Origin of the sequence: Chryseobacterium salivictor (assembly GCF_004359195.1) — a bacterium.
Classification (GTDB): domain Bacteria; phylum Bacteroidota; class Bacteroidia; order Flavobacteriales; family Weeksellaceae; genus Kaistella; species Kaistella salivictor.
Genome location: NZ_CP037954.1, coordinates 2,847,228 through 2,865,764, shown reverse-complemented (window position 1 = coordinate 2,865,764; position 18,537 = coordinate 2,847,228). Strand labels below are relative to the sequence as shown.

The window sequence follows — 18,537 nt, the reverse complement described above, 5'->3', positions numbered from 1 at the left end:
GCAGTTCTTAAATTATTTCAATGTTTAGTAAAGAAGAAGCACAGCAACTTAGAAAAGAATTCTGGATCGCCTTTGGGAAAAGTTTTCCCAGAAAGTGGATTTTGTATAATACCAAAATTAAAGATTTCGCCTTTAAATTTAATGCTGATCCAAAGAAAGCCGAAGTTTCACTGGATATAGAAATAAACGACGAACTCTTTCGCAATGCTTATTTCGAAAAAATGTGGTCACTGGAATCTATTCTGGAAGAGGAATTAGGTTCAGTTCAAAAAGATGAATTTTACACTTTGGAAAACGGAAAAGTGATTTCCCGGTTTTGGATCACCAAAGAAAATGTTTCGATTTATAATAAAAATACCTGGCAGGAGATTTTCGAGTTTTTTGTCGAAAAAATGGATGGATTCGAGCGGGTGTTTTATGAATATGAGGATTTTATTAAAGATATTTAAGGTTGCCAAGAATTACTAATTTTAAATGACTTCTTGGTTTTAAGAAGTTGTTAAAGACGGCGTCATCTGTAATTTGCGGTATATTTTAGCCAAAAACCTTCAATATTTATTCTTGAAGGTTTTTATTTATCCAAATTTTCTTTTTCTCCACCAGTAAAAGAATCCGCCCAACAATCCAATAATTGCCAATGGAAGCAATAAATTGAACCATTGCCAGTCGGTTTTTTCTTCGTCAATTCTTTGCCGGTCGAGTAATCTTGCTTCGATGTTTCTGTTTCTTAATTCCATTAAATTAGAATCGTCTAAAAGGAAATCGAGGGCATTTCTCAGAAACTGTTCGTTGCCATACGATTGTTTGGTGAGTAAATCTTCACCCAGTGGGAGCGGTTTTCCTTTGTAGATTTGATTTCTTCCAACATCACCGTCGGCAATAATAATCATCTTGTTTTCCGGACTTTGTGCTTTGAAATTAGGATAAATTTTTCTTTCGCTTCGTGTTGCATAAGCGGAACTGAATTTACCTTCTAAACTAACCGCATATATTTTGGGTTGAGCTGTTTTATCAACTTCGCTCAGGGAATCGGTCCGGACGATTTCTGCAAGCGCCACATAATTGGGAACCTGTTTGATATTCGTTCTTTCGCTTGATTCAAACAAAACTTTTGTCTTAATATTTTTGCGTCCTAAGGTATCAATCGAAGTCGGAAATTCAAATTTAACAGGATTGATATTTTTGGTAACCGGGTTTTTATTTTCTGCAATTCCTAAAGGAAAGTAAGGCCACAGAAAACTGCTGTATTGTGGATTCCCGGCAACTTCACCAGATTGAACCCGCAAAAGTGCAGATTTTTTCATATCCTTTACCAAACCTGCATTAAGCCGAATTCCATAATTAAAAAAGAAATCGGTTAAGTTGACATCCATGGGATAAGCCATGATTTTTTTGGCGTGAAAAAGGGTGTCCATTTCAGCATTCACGGCATCGATCATCCAGAGGGTTTTTCCACCGTTCATGATGTATTGATCCAGAATTACCTTTTCATTTTCGGTAAAAGCTTTTCTTGGTTTTGCGATGACCAAAGCATCCATGTGCTGAAGTTGCGGAACATCAGCGTAAGTCAATTCCATTTGATTTTTTGGAATAATCGGTCCGGCATTATAATTTTCCAAAGCCATTTCCATAAACCCACGGAATTCTTCAGGACGAAGTTCATCCTGATTGATGAGAATACCAATGTTTTTTTTATGATCCTGAGTGATGTTTTTAATATTCGAAACAAAATTATATTCCAGGTTTTCAATCGATTTACTCAACTGTTCTGAAGCATCAATTCCGGTTAAATTCACGATTAACGGAATTGAGGTTCCGTGCGAATCATATTTAAGGACCGCATAGGGAAACATGACAATTTCAGAAATCCTGCCTTCTTTCATATCCGGTAAGATGGAAGGTTGCATTCCCATGGCTGCCAAAGTATCTTTCGACATTTTCGTCTTAATGGGATCGATGAACCGGTAATCTATTTTTGGATTCACTTTTCGGAATTCTTCCAGAATGAATTTTGTTTCGTTCTGTAACTGACGGAAACTCGCCGGAAAATCACCTTCCAGATAGACTTCAAATGTCAAAGGTTTGGCAACAGACTTCAAAACTTTAATGGTAGAAGCAGAAAGCGTGTATCTTTTCTCCTGGGTTAAATCGAAACGTTTCGAAAAAATCCCGAAAGTTCCCATTAATAAAAACAGAGCAATTATACTGTAGAGGAGGTTTTTTTTGTTCATTTTTAAAAGCGGTAAATACTTTCAGTTACTTTTTCTTTTCTACAAAAATTTTAGCGAGAAACAGACAACCCGCAATCACCAGAAGGAAGTAAAATAAATCTCTCGTATCGATCAACCCTCTGGTAAAGGCCAGAAAATGTTGATAAAAGCCAATATTAGAAAGGAAATAATCAGCGCCACCCAATATTTTATAACTGGCCAACTGCTCAATCCCGAAATACAAAAAGAAGGACAGGAAAACGCCGAGCAGGTAAGCCATAATTTGGTTTTGCGAGAGCGATGAAGCTAAGATTCCCACTGCGGAAAAAGCGGCAATTAAAATGATTAAACCAAAATAACTTCCGAAAGCGGCTCCTAAATCGATATTCCCTTCCGGAACTCCTAAAACATAAACGGTGTATAAATAAACCAGCGAAGGAAGCAAACATAAAATGCCGACCAACCAAACCGACAGAAATTTACCGATGACGATATCCGATATTGCAAGAGGTTGCGAAAAAAGCCAGTTCAGCGTTCCGGATTGCTGCTCTTCTGCCAGCGTCTTCATAGAAATTGCCGGAATAATGAACATCAAAAGCCAGGGAACGAGCACAAAATAACTCTGTAAAGTCGCCGACCCAATCTCGAAAATATTGGAATCATTATCAAAGAAAAATAAGAAAAGCGTGCCGATTAAACTGAAAGCACCAATAATTAACCAGGCGCTCCAGTTTCCGAAATAAGTCCAAAGTTCTTTTTTAAATATTGCAATCATGTATTACGTTGAGGTTATTGCTAAGTTTGAGGTTGAGTTGCGTGATGCGAGGTTCGAGGCTTTAAAAGTTCACCATTCACGATTGACCATTCACTATTGATTGACTACTCACCATTCACCGTTGTTTATTCTTTTTATTCACCAACTTCACCGTCGTCATAATCAAAAATACCAGAACGGTAAATCCGGCAATTAATTGCCACCAATATTCGATGACCATTGATTTTAAAATTACGGTGAAGACCACTAAAAATAATATAAAAGTAGCAATTTCATTCGCCTGCCGAAGTTTAATATTTTCAATCGGTAGAATATTGCCTTGAAGATTTTTGATTTGTAAAACTTTTTTCCAGCACCAGTAATGATAAACTGCAAGTCCGACTAAGAAAGTCAGTTTCAGATGAAACCACGGAGTTTTCATTAAACCAAAGTTGAGGAAAATCATTGTTAAACCTGTTACCAGCATAATAATTCCGGCCGGAACGGTGATGATATTCCATAATCTGCGCGCCATAAAAACATATTGTTCACGAAGAACCTGTTTTTTATTTTCCTCAAAATCATCGGTATCTTTATAATAAACGAAAATGCGGGCGAGATAAAAAATCCCTGCAAAATAACTGACCATAAAAATGATGTGAACAGCTTTGATAACGGTATAAAGCATCTGAAAAATTTAGAGACAAAGATAAAGGAATTATCTTATAAACTGGAAATCCGGTTTTAATAGGTTTTAAAAAAGTGAATTTTCTGTGTCTGGAGCAACCACCGGTTTTCTATTGATATTCGATATAAATGCTTTCACCGACCTGCAAACCGAAAAGCGTTCTGGCACCGCTTTCGCCATTTCCTTTATAGATGGTCAATTCCAGTAAGCCGGCGTCGTTAAATACCGCAGCCGCTTTCCCGTGAAATTCCTGCTCCTTCGTCCAGTCGTGTACCAGATCCGTGTATTGATTATGTATTCTGGACAGCGCTAAATTTCTGAACTTTAAAATAAAGTTTTCATAACCGATTCCGCTTTTCTCAAAGAATTTTTTAGTAATATTTGAGACTACATTTCCGAAATTATCGATATACATAATTTCACCAATCAGCATTTTTTCACTTTCAATAAAGACCGCACGCGGAAAGGATAGTTGCTTTGGATTTTTATAAGGTCGCCCAATAACTTCGGGCAAACCGCCATTTTGAAGATGCACCGCAACCGGCGCAAAAATATCGGTTGAGGTAAATGAGACTTCATCATCAAAACGGTTATTAAAGGTGATCTCATATACCGCTTCTGGATTGATGTCATAGAAAATCAAACTCAAAACGCCATTATCCGCAGCGATGAAATAATGATCATCTGCTTTATAAAGAATGCATTTTCTTTCTTTGGTGTAGAAACTGTCCACCGAGATAATGTGTACCGTACCTTTTGGAAAATAAGAGTAGGCATTTCTCACAATATACGCGGTCTGCAATAGATTGTATGCCTGTATCTGATGGGTAATGTCGACAATGGTGACGTCTTCCTTTAAATTCAAAATTGTGCCTTTCACAGCAGCAACTCTGTGATCGACCAATCCGTAATCTGAAGTGAAGGTGATAACTGACATGTTTATTTTTAGGAAAGCACAAATTTAGTCTAAAAAAAATATTTAACGCCTTATTGTGGAAAAGTTAGCCCGATATTTGAATAAAAAATAATACTTTTAATAAAAATAAAAATTAAAACTGCTAATCAATGTTTGAACTGAAATACGAGATTGAAGGCATCGATGCCAAAACTTTTTATGGAGTCAATAACCAATATTTTAATTTATTAAAATCAAAATTTCCGACCCTGAAAATTACCGGAAGAGACCAGTCGATCTCCGCGTTGGGAACTCGGGATGCACTCGATGTGCTGAAAACGAAGCTGGATGATGTAGTGAGTTTTATTTCGAAATACAATTCAATTACGTTACAGGATTTTGAAAACATCTTGAGTCTGAAAGATGAAGCCGAAAAGGAAATTGTTTTCGATCAGGATATTATTGTAAAAGGAGTGAACGGTAAAATCATAAAGGCAAAAACCACCAATCTGAAAAAATTGGTAAGAGCCTCTCAGACAAAAGATATGGTATTTGCAATCGGTCCGGCCGGAACAGGAAAAACATATACCAGCGTTGCACTGGCCGTACGGGCTTTGCGGGATAAAGAAGTGAAGAGGATAATTTTGACCAGACCCGCCGTAGAAGCCGGTGAAAGTCTTGGTTTTCTGCCCGGGGATTTAAAAGAAAAATTAGATCCTTATTTGCAGCCGCTTTATGATGCCCTTCGCGATATGATTCCGCATGAAAAGCTGGAGGGTTTTATCGAAAAAAACATTATTGAAGTAGCGCCGCTCGCTTTCATGAGAGGACGGACGCTGGACGAAGCGTTCGTTATTCTGGATGAGGCACAGAACACGACCCATTCCCAAATGAAGATGTTTCTTACCAGGATGGGCATGAATGCTAAATTCATCATCACGGGTGATCCAACGCAGATTGACTTACCGATGCGGCAAAAATCCGGTTTAAAGGAAGCCATGCGAATCCTGAAAGATGTAGGCGAAATTGGCTTCGTGCATCTTACGGACGAAGATGTGGTGAGACATCCGGTCGTACGTAAAATCATCAATGCGTACGTAAAAGAGGAAATAAGACAGCGTGAAGAATAGGGAATATTTTCCAGATCAATCTCTTTCTTACTTTAAAAAAAGTAAAATCAGGGAAGATCTCAATAAAATCGCTGTGAGTTCTATTTTTAATTTGGCAACATTAAAAAATACTCTACGAATAGAAAAAACTGAAATGCTTGTTTAAATACAATAAAAAATTCCTTTGGAATACAGTGATTGCGTTTTTTCGAGATAAAATTATTTTAATCAGAATATTGTTTACGGTATAAAATATTTGTTAAAGCTTTGTTATTTTTAAAAAATAGTTTTACATTTACTAAACAATTAAAATTAAAAACCATGAAAAAAGTATTGTTAGTGGGTGCTATTGCACTTTTTGGAGCAGTAAATGCTCAGACAGCAGGAAATTTTAAATTGGGTGCCCATATCGGGTTGCCTGTTGGTGATTCCAGTTCTTCGAGTAGTGTATTAATCGGCGCAGATGCAGCTTACCTTTGGCCGGTTGCATCGGAATTTAATTTGGGACTTGCCACAGGATATTCTGCCTGGATTGGTAAAAGTGGTTATGATACTCTAAGTATGATTCCACTTGCGGCAGCAGCAGAATACAAAATCTCACCGCAGTTCAGTTTGGGTGTTGATCTTGGTTATGGTTTTCTCTTTTCAAATGGAGACAGTACAGGTGGATTTTACTTCCAGCCAAAAGCGGCTTACCATTTCGGGCCAAGTGAAGTGTATGTAGGATATTTGGGGGTTTCTAAAACCGGATATAATGCGGGCGCTATTAATTTAGGATATGCATACTCTTTTGGCCAGTAATTTCTTTTAATTTTATAACACCAGCCACTCTGTTGAGTGGCTTTTTTATGATAGAATAATTTTGCGAATTCCGGAATTATTTTAATTTTGCATATTAACTTTAGAAAAAACTATGAAAAAATTATTTTTAGCAGGTGCAGTTGCACTTTTTACAGGGCTTAACGCTCAACAAACAACTTTCGGTGCCAACGCAGGGATGCTGACTGCTTTTGCAAAAGTCAAAACTCCGGGGGTAACAGAAACAGATTCTCAGACTGGTTTCTATGCAGGTTTTTTTGCGGAATTCAGCGCAGGGAATAATTTCAAAATTCAACCGGCTGTAAATTATGCGAATATTGGTAATTCAAGTGCTTTGCAGATTCCGGTTATGGTGAAATATTATGTGGATCCAAAGTTCAATTTACAGTTCGGTCCCCAATTTCTTTTTGATTTGGAAGAAAACCCGATGCCTGATTTTTACAATTCTACCAATTTCGGTTTAGCTTTAGGCGGAGCTTATGAATTTACTCAGAAACTTTTTGTTGAAGCGAGATATTCATTCCAGTTAAATAATCATTTGAAAAATGCGCCGAGCGGTTATACGGTAAAAGCAAACTATCTTAATTTAGGATTAGGATATAAATTCTGATACTTCTTTTGAAAGTATGGAAAGTGTCTCAATACCTCAAATAGCGCTCTGAGATTTTGATATTCGCAACCCAAGCTCGGACAGGAGTCCGTGAGAAAACTACAAAAAAAGCCGTTTCATTGAGTTATGAGACGGCTTCTTTTTATAGCTGGTTTAAATCCAAAGAATATGATCTTGCTTTAATAATATGATTCATTATAAACCCGCAAAAATCCATGTGTAAAATGATAGTGCAGGGCTTGATTCTTGCAGCATAATTGAGGTAAGCATAATTTTATTAACGGAAATTTAAATCATAAAAAAAATTATTATGAAAAAAATTTTAATGGCAGGGATGTTTGCTTTTTTAGGAAATCCTGCTCATGCACAGTTACAAAAAGCCAATTGGATGGTCGGTGGTGAAGTGGCCGCCGCAAATTTCGGACTCAATAAGGGAGCGGGTTACAGCTTTCAGGTGACGCCGCAAGTTGCTTTTTTTGTCAAGGATAATTGGGCAGTCGGCCCATACGTTAGATTAGGGGTTTCCGGAGCAAAATCGTCGCCGACTACGTTTACTTACGGAGTAGGAGCGCTGTCCAGGTATTATTTTTCTTCAGGAGAAGAAGGAGTGGACAGTTTAGTGAGACACGGCAGGTTCTTCGTGGAAGGCAATGCGGGAATAGGAGGAACTACGGTTTCAGATGGCGGAGCTTCGGCAAATGGTTTAGACTTAGGAATTGGTCCGGGATATACTTACTTTCTTACCTCTGATATCGGCTTGGATGCCTCGCTGAAACTGAACGGGAATTTAGGTTTTGGAAATAGAGGAACTACTTCTGCGATAGACTTTAGATTAGGTTTAAATATTTTCTTGCCACCAGGCAAGTCGCTGAAAGATTACAAATCTGAATAAAATTCATTTAAAAGTAGAAAAACTGTTTTGACGTTGTGAGACCGTTTTCTTGTTTCATTACCTTGTGAAGTCCGAGACCGGTTCAGTTTTTTAAAGAAGAAATATCTTTTGTCATTATATGGACTGTAATGCAAAAAAAATCCTGTACGTTATTAACACACAGGATTTTTTTATAGGTAAAGTTTAAATTATCTTCCAAATAAATTACCGCCGCCCATTCCCGGGACTTTCGGCATTCCTTTGCTCATCATTTCCATCATTTGTTTTCCCTGTGGTCCCTGCATCATCTTCATCATTTTGCCCATTTGGTCGAACTGTTTCATCAAAGCATTCACATCCTCGATTTTTCTTCCTGCTCCTTTGGCAATTCTGTTTTTTCTCTGGGTATTAATAATAGAAGGTCTTCTTCTTTCTTCCGGCGTCATCGAATGAATGATCGCTTCAATATGTTTAAAGGCGTCATCCTGAATATCGACATCTTTGATGGCTTTGCCCACGCCAGGAATCATCCCCATCAAATCTTTCATATTCCCCATTTTTTTGATCTGATTGATTTGTTTTAAGAAATCATCGAAACCAAATTCATTCTTGGCAATTTTTTTATGAAGTTTTTTGGCTTCTTCTTCGTCAAACTGTTCTTGCGCTCTTTCTACTAATGAAACCACGTCACCCATTCCCAGGATTCTGTCGGCCATTCTTTCCGGATAGAAAATATCCAGCGCTTCCATTTTTTCTCCGGTAGAGATAAACTTAATCGGTTTCTCTACGACGGACCGGATTGTCAAAGCGGCACCACCACGCGTATCACCATCTAATTTGGTCAAAACAACACCGTCAAAGTTTAAAGCTTCGTTAAAGGCTTTTGCCGTATTCACCGCATCCTGACCGGTCATGGAATCTACTACGAAAAGCGTCTCATCAGGTTTAATGAAATAGTGAACAGATTTTATTTCGTTCATCATCTGCTCATCAATCGCCAAACGGCCTGCCGTATCCACAATGACGACATCGTGGCCATTTTCTTTCGCAAACTTCACCGCATTTTCTGCAATCGAGGAAGGATTCAGTGCACCTTCTTCTGTATAAACAGGAATGCCGGTTTGGGAGCCCAATATTTTCAACTGCTCAATTGCGGCCGGACGGTAAACGTCACAAGCCACCAAAAGCGGTTTTTTATTTTTTTTCAGTTTTAAATAGTTCGCTAATTTTCCGGAAAAGGTGGTTTTACCCGATCCCTGTAAACCGGCGATTAAGATCACACTTGGTTTCCCCGAAAGATTAATTCCTTCGTGGGTGCTTCCCATTAATTCTACCAGTTCGTCATGAACGATTTTGGTCATTAACTGTCCCGGCGTTAAACTGGTCAGTACATTTTGCCCGAGTGCTTTGTCCTGAACTCTCTTGGTGAGGTCTTTCGCTACTTTGTAATTAACGTCGGCATCCACCAACGCGCGGCGGATTTCCTTTACCGTTTCTGCAACGTTGATTTCTGAAATTTTCCCGCGCCCTGAAATATTCTGAAGCGCTTTGTCTAATTTATCCTGTAAGCTGTTGAACATAATTTTTCTTTAAGAGTTGCAAAAATACATAAATATTTGCGGAATTGAAATTGAAATTTTAGCAAGGAGAAGTAGAAGAGTTACCAGATTTTTACCCAATGGAAATCGATAGGATTATAGATCCGATTAAAGCATGATTATTTGCGCAATTCTTGCTGTTATTTCGGACGTGCTACCAAGAGGGGTTAGCGAGAAAATGTCTTTTCGCGATACTCCATAGTTCTTCCTGAGATGCTTCATGGATGCTTCATGGATACTTCATGGATACTTCATGGATAGTTCATGAGGAGTTCATGACAATAAAATTACAGAAAGAAGGATTTTCGTGTCCAAAAATTAGTTTAAAAAATTTAATTAGATCTTAATTTTTAGTGTCTGTTTAAATTTGTTTTAAAAACCACAAAAACCACAAAAACCACAAAGGGCAAAAAAGGGATATTTCTTTTAAGTCTTTCAAAAGAGCAAATAAGGAAACTGATTCCCAGGCTTCCTTAAACTCCGCTTAGATTACCGTTTTTTGAGGTTCCTGCCATCATCCCCGCTTGTTAGTGGTAGGTAATGACTGGGATTCTTGACCTTACAGAGTATCTAAGCCTTAAATTAATATACTGTAAGTTAATGGTTTAACTATAAAATTACTGGTGTGGTTATGGAGTTGCTATGGACTCGCTATGGAGTAGCGCACTTGGAGAGTGGAATGTGAGCTGTCGGGAGAACGATACAGATCAGTAAATCGAAATATCACTTACAAATATAAATAATAATCGTGAAAGAACTCACAAATTCACAGGTCCAACGCATAAAAATCTCACTGTTTTCTCCATAAACCTTGGATCCAATTGATCTATTATAAAAATGAGGATGTGTGCGGCAGCGGTGTTAGATTGAATTGCTCCTGTAGGTTTTGTTATTATTGCTCAAAGTCGGGGACTTTGCCAGCAGGGAGACAGGGTGAATGTCAGTTTCGTTTTTGTTACTAATTTATTGACATCACACATTTCGTAATATCGGATTTCGTAGAATTATCGTAAAGTTGCTTATTTTTGCCAAATGAATATCCTGACTATCGCTTTATTATTCCTTTCAGCAGCTTGCTTAAATGTAATTATGTTCTACGTTTTCAAAAAATATCTGATGAAAACAGAAAATCCTGCCATGTTATTTTTAATGATCAATATTTTTAAAGACATTATTTGGGTAGGGTATTGGCTCATTAATCTAGAGACCGATCAAACCAATTTCTTAGTTCTTATTGGAATCTTTTTGGTGACTTCTTTTGCCTTATATTTCAAAGTAATCCGATTATTAAATCGTTCCTGAAAATAACTGATAAAAATCAATTTTTAATATTGGTGGGTTTTAATAAAATCAATATATTTGCAAACCGATAAATTTGACCTATGAACAAGAGAATTTCTTCTTTATTTTTCGTTTTATTTCTAACGCTTTCAAGTGTTTTCACTTATGCACAGCAAGAAGTTGAAGCCAAGACCCCTGAGAGTTTAGAACAGACAATCGTAGAGGATAATCAAAAATTCGATGCGAAGGAGATGATTATGAGTCACATTAGCGACGCTAATGAGTGGCATATCTTAACTTTGAACGAAGGAACTGCGGAGGAAAAACATATTTCTATTCCTTTACCTGTTATTATCAAAGATAAAAACGGGCTTCACATGTTCATGTCGAGTGCGATTGCACATGGTCACGAGCATGAAGGTTATACTTTAGAAAACGGTATTGTAAAATCAACACAGGGGTTGGAACAGGCCAAATTATTTTCGGTAATGAGCGGAAAGCAAACTGAAGCAAATGCTTTTTATGATTTCTCGATTACGAAAAATGTAGCTGCGATTTTTATTTCCATCTTTTTCATGTTGCTTGTCTTTATAGGAATGGCAAGAGGGTATGGGAAATCTCTAGTTCCGAGCGGATTTGGCAGATTTATGGAGCCGGTTATTCTTTTTATCAGAGATGAAGTGGCGATTCCCAATATTGGTGCGAAAAAGTATAAAAAATACATGCCTTATTTATTAACCGTATTTTTCTTTATCTGGTTTAATAATATGTTTGGTTTGATTCCTTTCGCGCCGTTTGGTTATAACCTGACCGGAAACATTGCGACCACTGCGGTTTTGGCTATTATTACTTTATTAATTACCATCTTCAGTGCCAACAAAGATTACTGGAAACATATTTTTATGCCACCGGTGCCATTATTATTATATCCGATTATGGTGCCGATTGAAATCATCGGGATTTTCACCAAACCATTTGCCTTGATGATGCGTCTCTTTGCAAACATCACTGCAGGTCACATTATGGTGTTGGCGATTATGTCATTGATCTTTATCTTTAAAACACCGCTTTTAGGTTTTGCTTCTGTTCCACTTGGTTTATTCATCGGAGTATTGGAACTATTGGTAGCAGCTTTACAGGCGTATATTTTTACCGTTCTTTCTGCTTTGTTTATTGGGATTGCAGTACAGGAGCACGAACACGAAGGAGCGCATTAGTATTTAATTTAGAATATTTTTAACCTATATATTTTTTTATTATGGAAATCATTTCACAAGGAACTGGACTTATTTACGTTGGAATCGGATTAGCAGTATTAGGCGTTGGTCTAGGTATTGGTAAAATCGGTGGACATGCAATGGATGCTATTGCAAGACAACCAGAGCAGGCAGGTAAAATCCAGGGAGCAATGCTTATTGCTGCAGGACTTATCGAGGGTGCTGGTTTGATCGCGATCATCTTTGGAGCGTTCGTAAAATAAGAAACCTCAGAAACTAATTCTTAGCAGCGCGGTTGGCTCTGCTAAGAGTTTTTTAAATTCCATATAGAAAAAAAATTACAAAAAATTACAATTATGATAGAACCGGGAATTGGCTTATTGTTTTGGATGACTTTAACCTTTTTGATCCTTTTGTTTTTATTGGCAAAGTTTGCATGGAAACCAATTTTAACTGCAATTAACGAAAGAGAAGTTACCATTGTAGATTCTTTGAACCAGGCTAAATTGGCCAGACAGGAAGTTGAAAACCTGAAAGCTGAAAACGAAATCATCATCCGTGAGGCGAAAGTTGAACGTGATCAGATTTTAAAAGAAGCCAGAGATATCAGAGACAGAATTGTAGGGGAAGCCAAAGGTATTGCAAAAGCAGAAGGCGATAAAATGATTGACGCTGCCAGACAAACTATTCAGGCTGAGAAATCTGCTGCAATGGCAGACATCAAAAGCCAAATCGGTACCTTGTCTGTAAACATTGCAGAATCTATTTTGAAACAGAAACTGGATAACGATGGTGCACAGGATGCATTGGTAGCGAATATCCTTAATACTTCTAACTTAAACTAGTATGCGTACAAGTAAAGTTGCAAAAAGGTATGCACAGGGTTTACTGAATTTCACCCAGGAAGCAGGAAGTACAGCTTCTGTTTTTGGTGACATGAAGGACTTGGTGAATACCATCGAAAAATCAAAAGAGTTGCAGAGCTTTTTCCATTCGCCGATTATCGAGGTGAAGAAAAAAATAAGTGTTTCCGAAGAGATTTTCAAGAGCTTTTCTCCAGTGACCAGAAATTTAATCCAATTGGTTATCAAGCATGGCCGGGAAGCACAGTTGATCAATATCGGACAGGAATTTATTAATAAAGTGGATGATATGAATGGAGTACAGAGAATTACGCTGACTTCTGCAACCGCACTTTCTGATGAAAATATTAAAAATATTCTGAAATCTACCAGCCTTGTTAATCATAATAACCAGTTCGATGTAAAATCTATCATCAATCCTGAGATCTTAGGAGGATATATTTTACGGGTGGGCGATCAGCAGGTAGACGCATCGGTGAAATCAAAATTAAGCCGACTGAAAAAAGAATTTCAATTAAATTAAGACAAAAACAACCATAAAATGGCAGAAATAAATCCGGCAGAAGTATCTGCAATTCTTAAACAGCAGCTAGCCAACTTCGAGACGCAGTCGAATGTAGAAGAAGTAGGAACGGTATTAACCATCGGTGATGGTATCGCTTTAGTGTACGGTTTAGAAAATGTTCAGTACGGTGAATTGGTAAAATTCCAAAGCGGTGTTGAAGGAATCGTTCTTAACCTTGCTGAAGACAACGTTGGGGTCGCTCTTTTGGGGGAATCCAAATTAGTAAAAGAAGGTGACACGGTTAACAGAACTCAAAGAATTTCATCGATCAAAGTTGGTGAGGGAATGTTGGGAAGAGTAGTAGATACCTTAGGAAATCCTATTGACGGTAAAGGACCAATCACTGGTGAAACGTATGAATTGCCATTGGAAAGAAAAGCTCCGGGAGTAATTTTCCGTCAGCCGGTAACTGAACCGTTACAAACCGGTATCGTTGCGATTGACTCGATGATTCCTGTAGGAAGAGGACAAAGAGAATTAATCATCGGTGACCGTCAGACAGGGAAAACTGTGGTAGCGATTGACACGATTATTAATCAAAGAGAATTTTATGATGCAGGTGAACCTGTATTCTGTATATATGTAGCGATTGGACAAAAAGGTTCAACCGTTGCTCAGATTGTTAAAACATTAGAAGATAAAGGCGCTTTAGCATATACGGTAATCGTAGCAGCAAACGCTTCTGATCCGGCACCGATGCAGGTTTATGCACCAATGGCAGGAGCAGCAATCGGTGAGTTTTTCCGCGATACCGGTCGTCCGGCATTGATTATCTATGATGATTTATCCAAACAGGCGGTGGCTTACCGTGAACTTTCTCTTTTGTTGAGAAGACCACCGGGCCGTGAAGCTTATCCGGGAGACGTTTTCTACCTTCACTCCAGATTATTGGAGAGAGCAGCAAAAATCATCAAAGATGATACGATTGCAGCACAGATGAATGATTTACCGGATTCATTGAGACCTTTGGTAAAAGGAGGAGGTTCTTTAACCGCACTTCCGATTATCGAAACTCAGGCAGGGGACGTTTCAGCGTATATTCCTACCAACGTAATTTCGATTACAGACGGTCAGATTTTCCTTGAAACCGATTTGTTTAACTCAGGAGTCCGTCCGGCAATTAACGTAGGTATTTCTGTATCGCGTGTTGGAGGTAATGCTCAGATTAAATCAATGAAAAAAGTTTCCGGAACTTTGAAACTGGATCAGGCACAATATAAAGAACTGGAAGCATTTGCTAAATTTGGTTCAGACTTAGATGCTTCCACGCAGGCAGTTATTTCTAAAGGGGAAAGAAACGTAGAAATCCTGAAACAACCGGTAAACTCTCCACTTCCTGTGGATAGCCAAGTTGCGATGATTTATGCTGGAACAGAAAACCTGTTGAGAAATATCCCAATCAATAAAGTGAAAGAATTCCAGATAGAATATGTAGCGTTCCTGAGATCAAAATATCCTGAAACAATGGCAGCCATTAAATCCGGAAAAATTGACAACTCGATTACAGATATTCTGAAACAGGCCGCTGTAGAATTAGCATCGAAATACAACTAAAAAATATTCAATTTTCAGTATTCAGGATTTTATTCTTGAATACTGAATTTTAAACATTGACTTCATAGAATGGCAAACTTAAAAGAAATACGAGGAAGAATTACTTCAATCTCTTCGACAATGCAGATTACGAGTGCGATGAAAATGGTTTCGGCAGCGAAACTGAAGAAAGCAACCGATGCAATTGTCATGTTGAGACCTTACTCAGAAAAATTACAGGAAATTATAGAGAATGTAAGTTCCACGGTAGATTTAGAAGGCGTGTCGGGCTACACCGAAGAAAGAGAAGTGAACAAAGTTCTTTACATCGTTGTCACTTCTAATAAAGGTCTTGCCGGCGCATTTAACTCTGCGGTAATCAAAGAATTGAATCTCTCGGTTGCAAATGCAGCGCATGAGATCGAAATTCTTACCGTTGGTAAAAAAGTATATGACGCGGTTCGCAGAAGCAGAAAAGTGTACGATAATCAAAGTGCTATTTTCGATGGCATGAGCTTCGAGGTCGTTTCCAATTTTGTAGAAAACGTAATGAAAGATTTCCGTGAAGGAAGTTTTGACAAAGTATATTTGATTTACAATAAGTTCATCAATGCGGCTACACAGGAAGTTATTAAAGAACAGTTGTTGCCGATCGCATTACCGGAAAAAACCGAAGTTTCCAATACCGATTATATCTTTGAGCCTACGGCGAAAGAAATTTTAGAAGTATTAATGCCGAAGTCGATAAAAACTCAGGTTTACAAAGCGATTTTGGATTCGGTAGCTTCAGAGCACGGTGCCAGAATGACTGCGATGCACAAAGCGACCGACAACGCAGAAGCATTGAGAAATGATCTTAAAATATTCTATAATAAGGCCCGTCAGGCTGCAATTACCAACGAGATTTTGGAAATTGTAGGAGGTGCAGAAGCATTGAAAAATTCATAAATTTTAAGAAAACAATAGTTTTCTTTTATAAAACTGAAAAGCACCATCATTGATCGGTGCTTTTTATTTGGAGTAAACTTCAGTTCCTATTCTCAGAATAGTTAATATTAATTATTTTATTTACGTATCTTTGTCGCAATATTTTTAAATTTCTAAATGGATTCTGACATAATTAAGCTTTTTTTAGCTGTATTTTTAGTAGTACTGAATGGTTTTTTTGTAGCCGCAGAATTCTCAATCGTTAAAGTCCGGTACTCTCAGATTCAATTAAAAGCCGCCGAGGGGAACGCCATGGCAAAGCAGGCGGAGCATCTGATAAAGCATCTGGATGAATACCTTTCTGCTACACAGTTAGGAATTACCTTAGCATCCCTTGCTTTAGGTTGGGTGGGTGAAAGTGCGATGCATCACGTGATCGAAAATCTCTTCCACTATTTTAATGTAGCAGTTGCAGACAGTACGATTACCACCATTTCACTTATTCTGAGCTTCCTGATTATTACGATCATGCATATCGTGTTTGGTGAATTAATTCCTAAGTCAATTGCAATCCGAAAATCTGAGCAGACCGCTATGTTTATTGCGGTTCCTTTACGGGTTTTCTATACCGTGTTCAAACCGTTTATCTGGTCGATGAATCACATGTCGAATGCTTTTCTGCGTTTGGTGAAAATTCACCCTGCTTCAGAACAGGAAATTCACTCCACTGAAGAATTGCAGTTGCTTGTAAAACAATCTGCTGACTCAGGGGAAATCGAAGAAGAGAATTACGAAATCATTAAAAATGCGTTCGATTTTACAGATCACTCCGCAAAGCAAATCATGATTCCCAGACAGAATATCTCGTCGATTGATATCGAACTGCCGATCGAGGATATCATTAATATCATTATGGAAGGCGGGTATTCCAGACTTCCGGTTTATCAGGATTCTATTGACAATATCATCGGGATATTTTACGCCAAAGAAATTATCCGTGAATATGTGAAGAGAAAAGGTGAAATCGATCATGATGATTTAAAAGATTTGATGCGGGATGCATTCTTTGTGGTCGGGAGTAAAAAGATTTCTGACCTGCTGAAAGTCTTCCAGCAGAAAAAGCAGCATTTAGCCGTAGTTATTGACGAATTTGGAGGTACCGAAGGAATTGTTACTTTGGAAGACATTTTAGAGGAATTGGTCGGCGAAATACAGGATGAAGAAGACGATGAAGAAAGAATTGTTGACAAAGTGGGAGAGAATGTTTTCTGGGTTAAGGCAACACAGCCTTTAGATGAAATCAATGAAAAATTACCCAAAATGTTCCCGTTGTCAGATGACGGCGAATACAACACGTTGGCCGGGTTTATCCTGCATGAACTGGAAGATATTCCAGCTGAAAATGAGGAATTTAATATCAATAACTACCATGTTAAAATTCTGAAAATGCAGAATAAAAGTGTGGATCTGGTGGAATTAACCTACAACGAACCACGCATCATGAATGATTTGTCTAATGAAATAGGAGAAATTTAATGTAAAGAATAGTGATTTTTAAAATTAAAGAAATGGGTTTACATTATAATATTCCGGCCAATATAAAGGATTACGAAAATCCGAAACGGGAAACCGAAGAAGATATTGCGGTTCTGGAAAGAGAAGACGAAGTTTATAAACTGATTTTGTGGAATGACGATATCAATACTTTTGATTACGTCATTGAAGCACTGATCGAAATTTGTGGTCATACCCTGGAACAGGCCGAGCAGTGTACCATGCTTGTTCATTACAAAGGCAAATGCACCGTAAAAACCGGGGATTTAGAAAAGCTGAAACCCATGCACGAAAAATTATTAGCAAGAAGTTTAACTTCAGAAATTGTTTAAACCAAAGTTTCGGATTTCGAAACTTTTATTTTATAAAAAAATATGAGTCCAGTTCTTTTGATTATTATTGCAGGCACCGCGATTTTCAGTTATATCGCCTTTAGCAATCAGGCGCTTTTCGAAAAATACAAATTCAATGTCGGGGCCATCCTTCGCAACAAAGAATATGTGCGTTTGATTTCTGCAGGTTTTCTGCACGCCGATCTGATGCATTTGCTGTTCAACATGATGACGCTGTATTTCTTCGGCCCAATTGTGGTTCAGGCATTTGGAGCGTTCGGCTTTCTGCTTGTTTATTTTGGCTCCATTCTTTTGGGAAATATTTTCTCGCTTTATCTGTACAAGAATCAGTCCTGGTATTCTGCGATTGGCGCGAGTGGTGGAGTTTCAGGGATTTTATTTGCCTCCATTGCGATGATTCCCGATTTAGGGATTTACTTTTTCTTTATACCGATTGCCATTCCGGGCTATATTTTCGGATTCGCCTATTTCGCCTATTCCGTTTACATGATGCTGAATCCGAAACAGCATGACAATGTCGGACATGCTGCGCATCTAGGCGGCGCATTTTTCGGTTTGATTTATGCCGTAGCTTTGCAGCCGGAGCGGGCTATCGAGAACGCATTTTACTTAGGAATCATGGCACTTCCGTTGCTGTATATGTCGTATATGGTTTTCGTAAAGAAGAGAATTAACTAGAATTTTCAGGAG

At 38.1% G+C, this 18,537-nt stretch carries 20 protein-coding genes; 15 read left to right on the top strand and 5 right to left on the bottom strand.

Features of this window, described 5'->3' with window-relative positions; translation table 11 throughout:
* Window positions 1–20: 20 nt before the first annotated feature.
* Entirely contained in the window at window positions 21–449 is a 429-nt protein-coding gene (locus NBC122_RS13050) for a DUF4268 domain-containing protein (protein WP_133440798.1), read from the top strand.
* A 126-nt stretch (window positions 450–575) separates the two neighbouring features.
* Here the strand turns inward: NBC122_RS13050 and gldG are convergent, their stop codons facing one another.
* From gldG to NBC122_RS13030, 4 genes are all read right to left on the bottom strand, one after another.
* The gene (gene gldG, locus NBC122_RS13045; RefSeq protein ID WP_133440797.1) at window positions 576–2,231 is read right to left on the bottom strand and encodes a gliding motility-associated ABC transporter substrate-binding protein GldG; all 1,656 of its coding nucleotides are present in this window, start codon (window positions 2,229–2,231) and stop codon (window positions 576–578) included.
* A 25-nt stretch (window positions 2,232–2,256) separates the two neighbouring features.
* Window positions 2,257–2,985, bottom strand: coding sequence for an ABC transporter permease subunit (locus tag NBC122_RS13040; RefSeq protein WP_133440796.1), 729 nt, complete (start codon window positions 2,983–2,985; stop codon window positions 2,257–2,259).
* 115 nt (window positions 2,986–3,100) lie between these two features.
* Window positions 3,101–3,652, bottom strand: coding sequence for a CopD family protein (locus tag NBC122_RS13035; RefSeq protein ID WP_133440795.1), 552 nt, complete (start codon window positions 3,650–3,652; stop codon window positions 3,101–3,103).
* A gap of 109 nt (window positions 3,653–3,761) precedes the next feature.
* Complete coding sequence (locus NBC122_RS13030) at window positions 3,762–4,589, bottom strand: SAM hydrolase/SAM-dependent halogenase family protein (RefSeq protein WP_133440794.1); 828 nt, start codon at window positions 4,587–4,589, stop codon at window positions 3,762–3,764.
* A 128-nt stretch (window positions 4,590–4,717) separates the two neighbouring features.
* Here NBC122_RS13030 and NBC122_RS13025 point away from each other — a divergent pair, with 128 nt between their 5' ends.
* The 4 genes from NBC122_RS13025 to NBC122_RS13010 all read left to right on the top strand — a co-directional run bounded on the left by NBC122_RS13025 (window position 4,718) and on the right by NBC122_RS13010 (window position 7,977).
* Window positions 4,718–5,677: a PhoH family protein gene (locus NBC122_RS13025; RefSeq protein ID WP_133440793.1), complete on the top strand. Its 960-nt coding sequence runs from the start codon at window positions 4,718–4,720 to the stop codon at window positions 5,675–5,677.
* Between the two features lie 300 nt (window positions 5,678–5,977).
* Window positions 5,978–6,457: a hypothetical protein gene (locus NBC122_RS13020; RefSeq protein ID WP_133440792.1), complete on the top strand. Its 480-nt coding sequence runs from the start codon at window positions 5,978–5,980 to the stop codon at window positions 6,455–6,457.
* A 112-nt stretch (window positions 6,458–6,569) separates the two neighbouring features.
* Window positions 6,570–7,085 carry a porin family protein gene (locus tag NBC122_RS13015; RefSeq protein ID WP_133440791.1) on the top strand — a complete coding sequence of 172 codons (516 nt, stop codon included), beginning with the start codon at window positions 6,570–6,572 and terminating at the stop codon, window positions 7,083–7,085.
* Between the two features lie 310 nt (window positions 7,086–7,395).
* Window positions 7,396–7,977 (top strand): hypothetical protein, encoded by a 582-nt coding sequence (locus NBC122_RS13010; protein ID WP_246012375.1) that lies wholly within the window; start codon window positions 7,396–7,398, stop codon window positions 7,975–7,977.
* Window positions 7,978–8,165: 188 nt separating this feature from the next.
* Here NBC122_RS13010 and ffh read toward each other — a convergent pair whose 3' ends face one another.
* A complete protein-coding gene (ffh, locus tag NBC122_RS13005; RefSeq protein WP_133440789.1) occupies window positions 8,166–9,536 on the bottom strand; it encodes a signal recognition particle protein in 1,371 nt (456 codons plus the stop codon).
* A 1,050-nt stretch (window positions 9,537–10,586) separates the two neighbouring features.
* Here ffh and NBC122_RS13000 point away from each other — a divergent pair.
* The 10 genes from NBC122_RS13000 (at window position 10,587) to NBC122_RS12955 (ending at window position 18,525) form a co-directional block, all read left to right on the top strand.
* Window positions 10,587–10,856 carry a hypothetical protein gene (locus NBC122_RS13000; protein WP_133440788.1) on the top strand — a complete coding sequence of 90 codons (270 nt, stop codon included), beginning with the start codon at window positions 10,587–10,589 and terminating at the stop codon, window positions 10,854–10,856.
* An 80-nt stretch (window positions 10,857–10,936) separates the two neighbouring features.
* Window positions 10,937–12,052 carry a F0F1 ATP synthase subunit A gene (atpB, locus tag NBC122_RS12995; RefSeq protein WP_133440787.1) on the top strand — a complete coding sequence of 372 codons (1,116 nt, stop codon included), beginning with the start codon at window positions 10,937–10,939 and terminating at the stop codon, window positions 12,050–12,052.
* A gap of 41 nt (window positions 12,053–12,093) precedes the next feature.
* A complete protein-coding gene (locus NBC122_RS12990) occupies window positions 12,094–12,315 on the top strand; it encodes an ATP synthase F0 subunit C (RefSeq protein ID WP_034716508.1) in 222 nt (73 codons plus the stop codon).
* Between the two features lie 93 nt (window positions 12,316–12,408).
* Entirely contained in the window at window positions 12,409–12,897 is a 489-nt protein-coding gene (gene atpF, locus NBC122_RS12985) for a F0F1 ATP synthase subunit B (RefSeq protein ID WP_133440786.1), read from the top strand.
* A gap of 1 nt (window position 12,898) precedes the next feature.
* Entirely contained in the window at window positions 12,899–13,438 is a 540-nt protein-coding gene (gene atpH / locus NBC122_RS12980; protein WP_133440785.1) for an ATP synthase F1 subunit delta, read from the top strand.
* 18 nt (window positions 13,439–13,456) lie between these two features.
* A complete protein-coding gene (atpA, locus tag NBC122_RS12975; protein WP_133440784.1) occupies window positions 13,457–15,034 on the top strand; it encodes a F0F1 ATP synthase subunit alpha in 1,578 nt (525 codons plus the stop codon).
* A gap of 69 nt (window positions 15,035–15,103) precedes the next feature.
* A complete protein-coding gene (gene atpG, locus NBC122_RS12970; RefSeq protein ID WP_133440783.1) occupies window positions 15,104–15,961 on the top strand; it encodes an ATP synthase F1 subunit gamma in 858 nt (285 codons plus the stop codon).
* Window positions 15,962–16,117: 156 nt separating this feature from the next.
* Entirely contained in the window at window positions 16,118–17,476 is a 1,359-nt protein-coding gene (locus NBC122_RS12965) for a hemolysin family protein (RefSeq protein WP_133440782.1), read from the top strand.
* 32 nt (window positions 17,477–17,508) lie between these two features.
* Complete coding sequence (locus NBC122_RS12960) at window positions 17,509–17,826, top strand: ATP-dependent Clp protease adaptor ClpS (RefSeq protein ID WP_133440781.1); 318 nt, start codon at window positions 17,509–17,511, stop codon at window positions 17,824–17,826.
* A 42-nt stretch (window positions 17,827–17,868) separates the two neighbouring features.
* Window positions 17,869–18,525 (top strand): rhomboid family intramembrane serine protease, encoded by a 657-nt coding sequence (locus NBC122_RS12955; protein WP_133440780.1) that lies wholly within the window; start codon window positions 17,869–17,871, stop codon window positions 18,523–18,525.
* Window positions 18,526–18,537 lie beyond the last annotated feature (12 nt).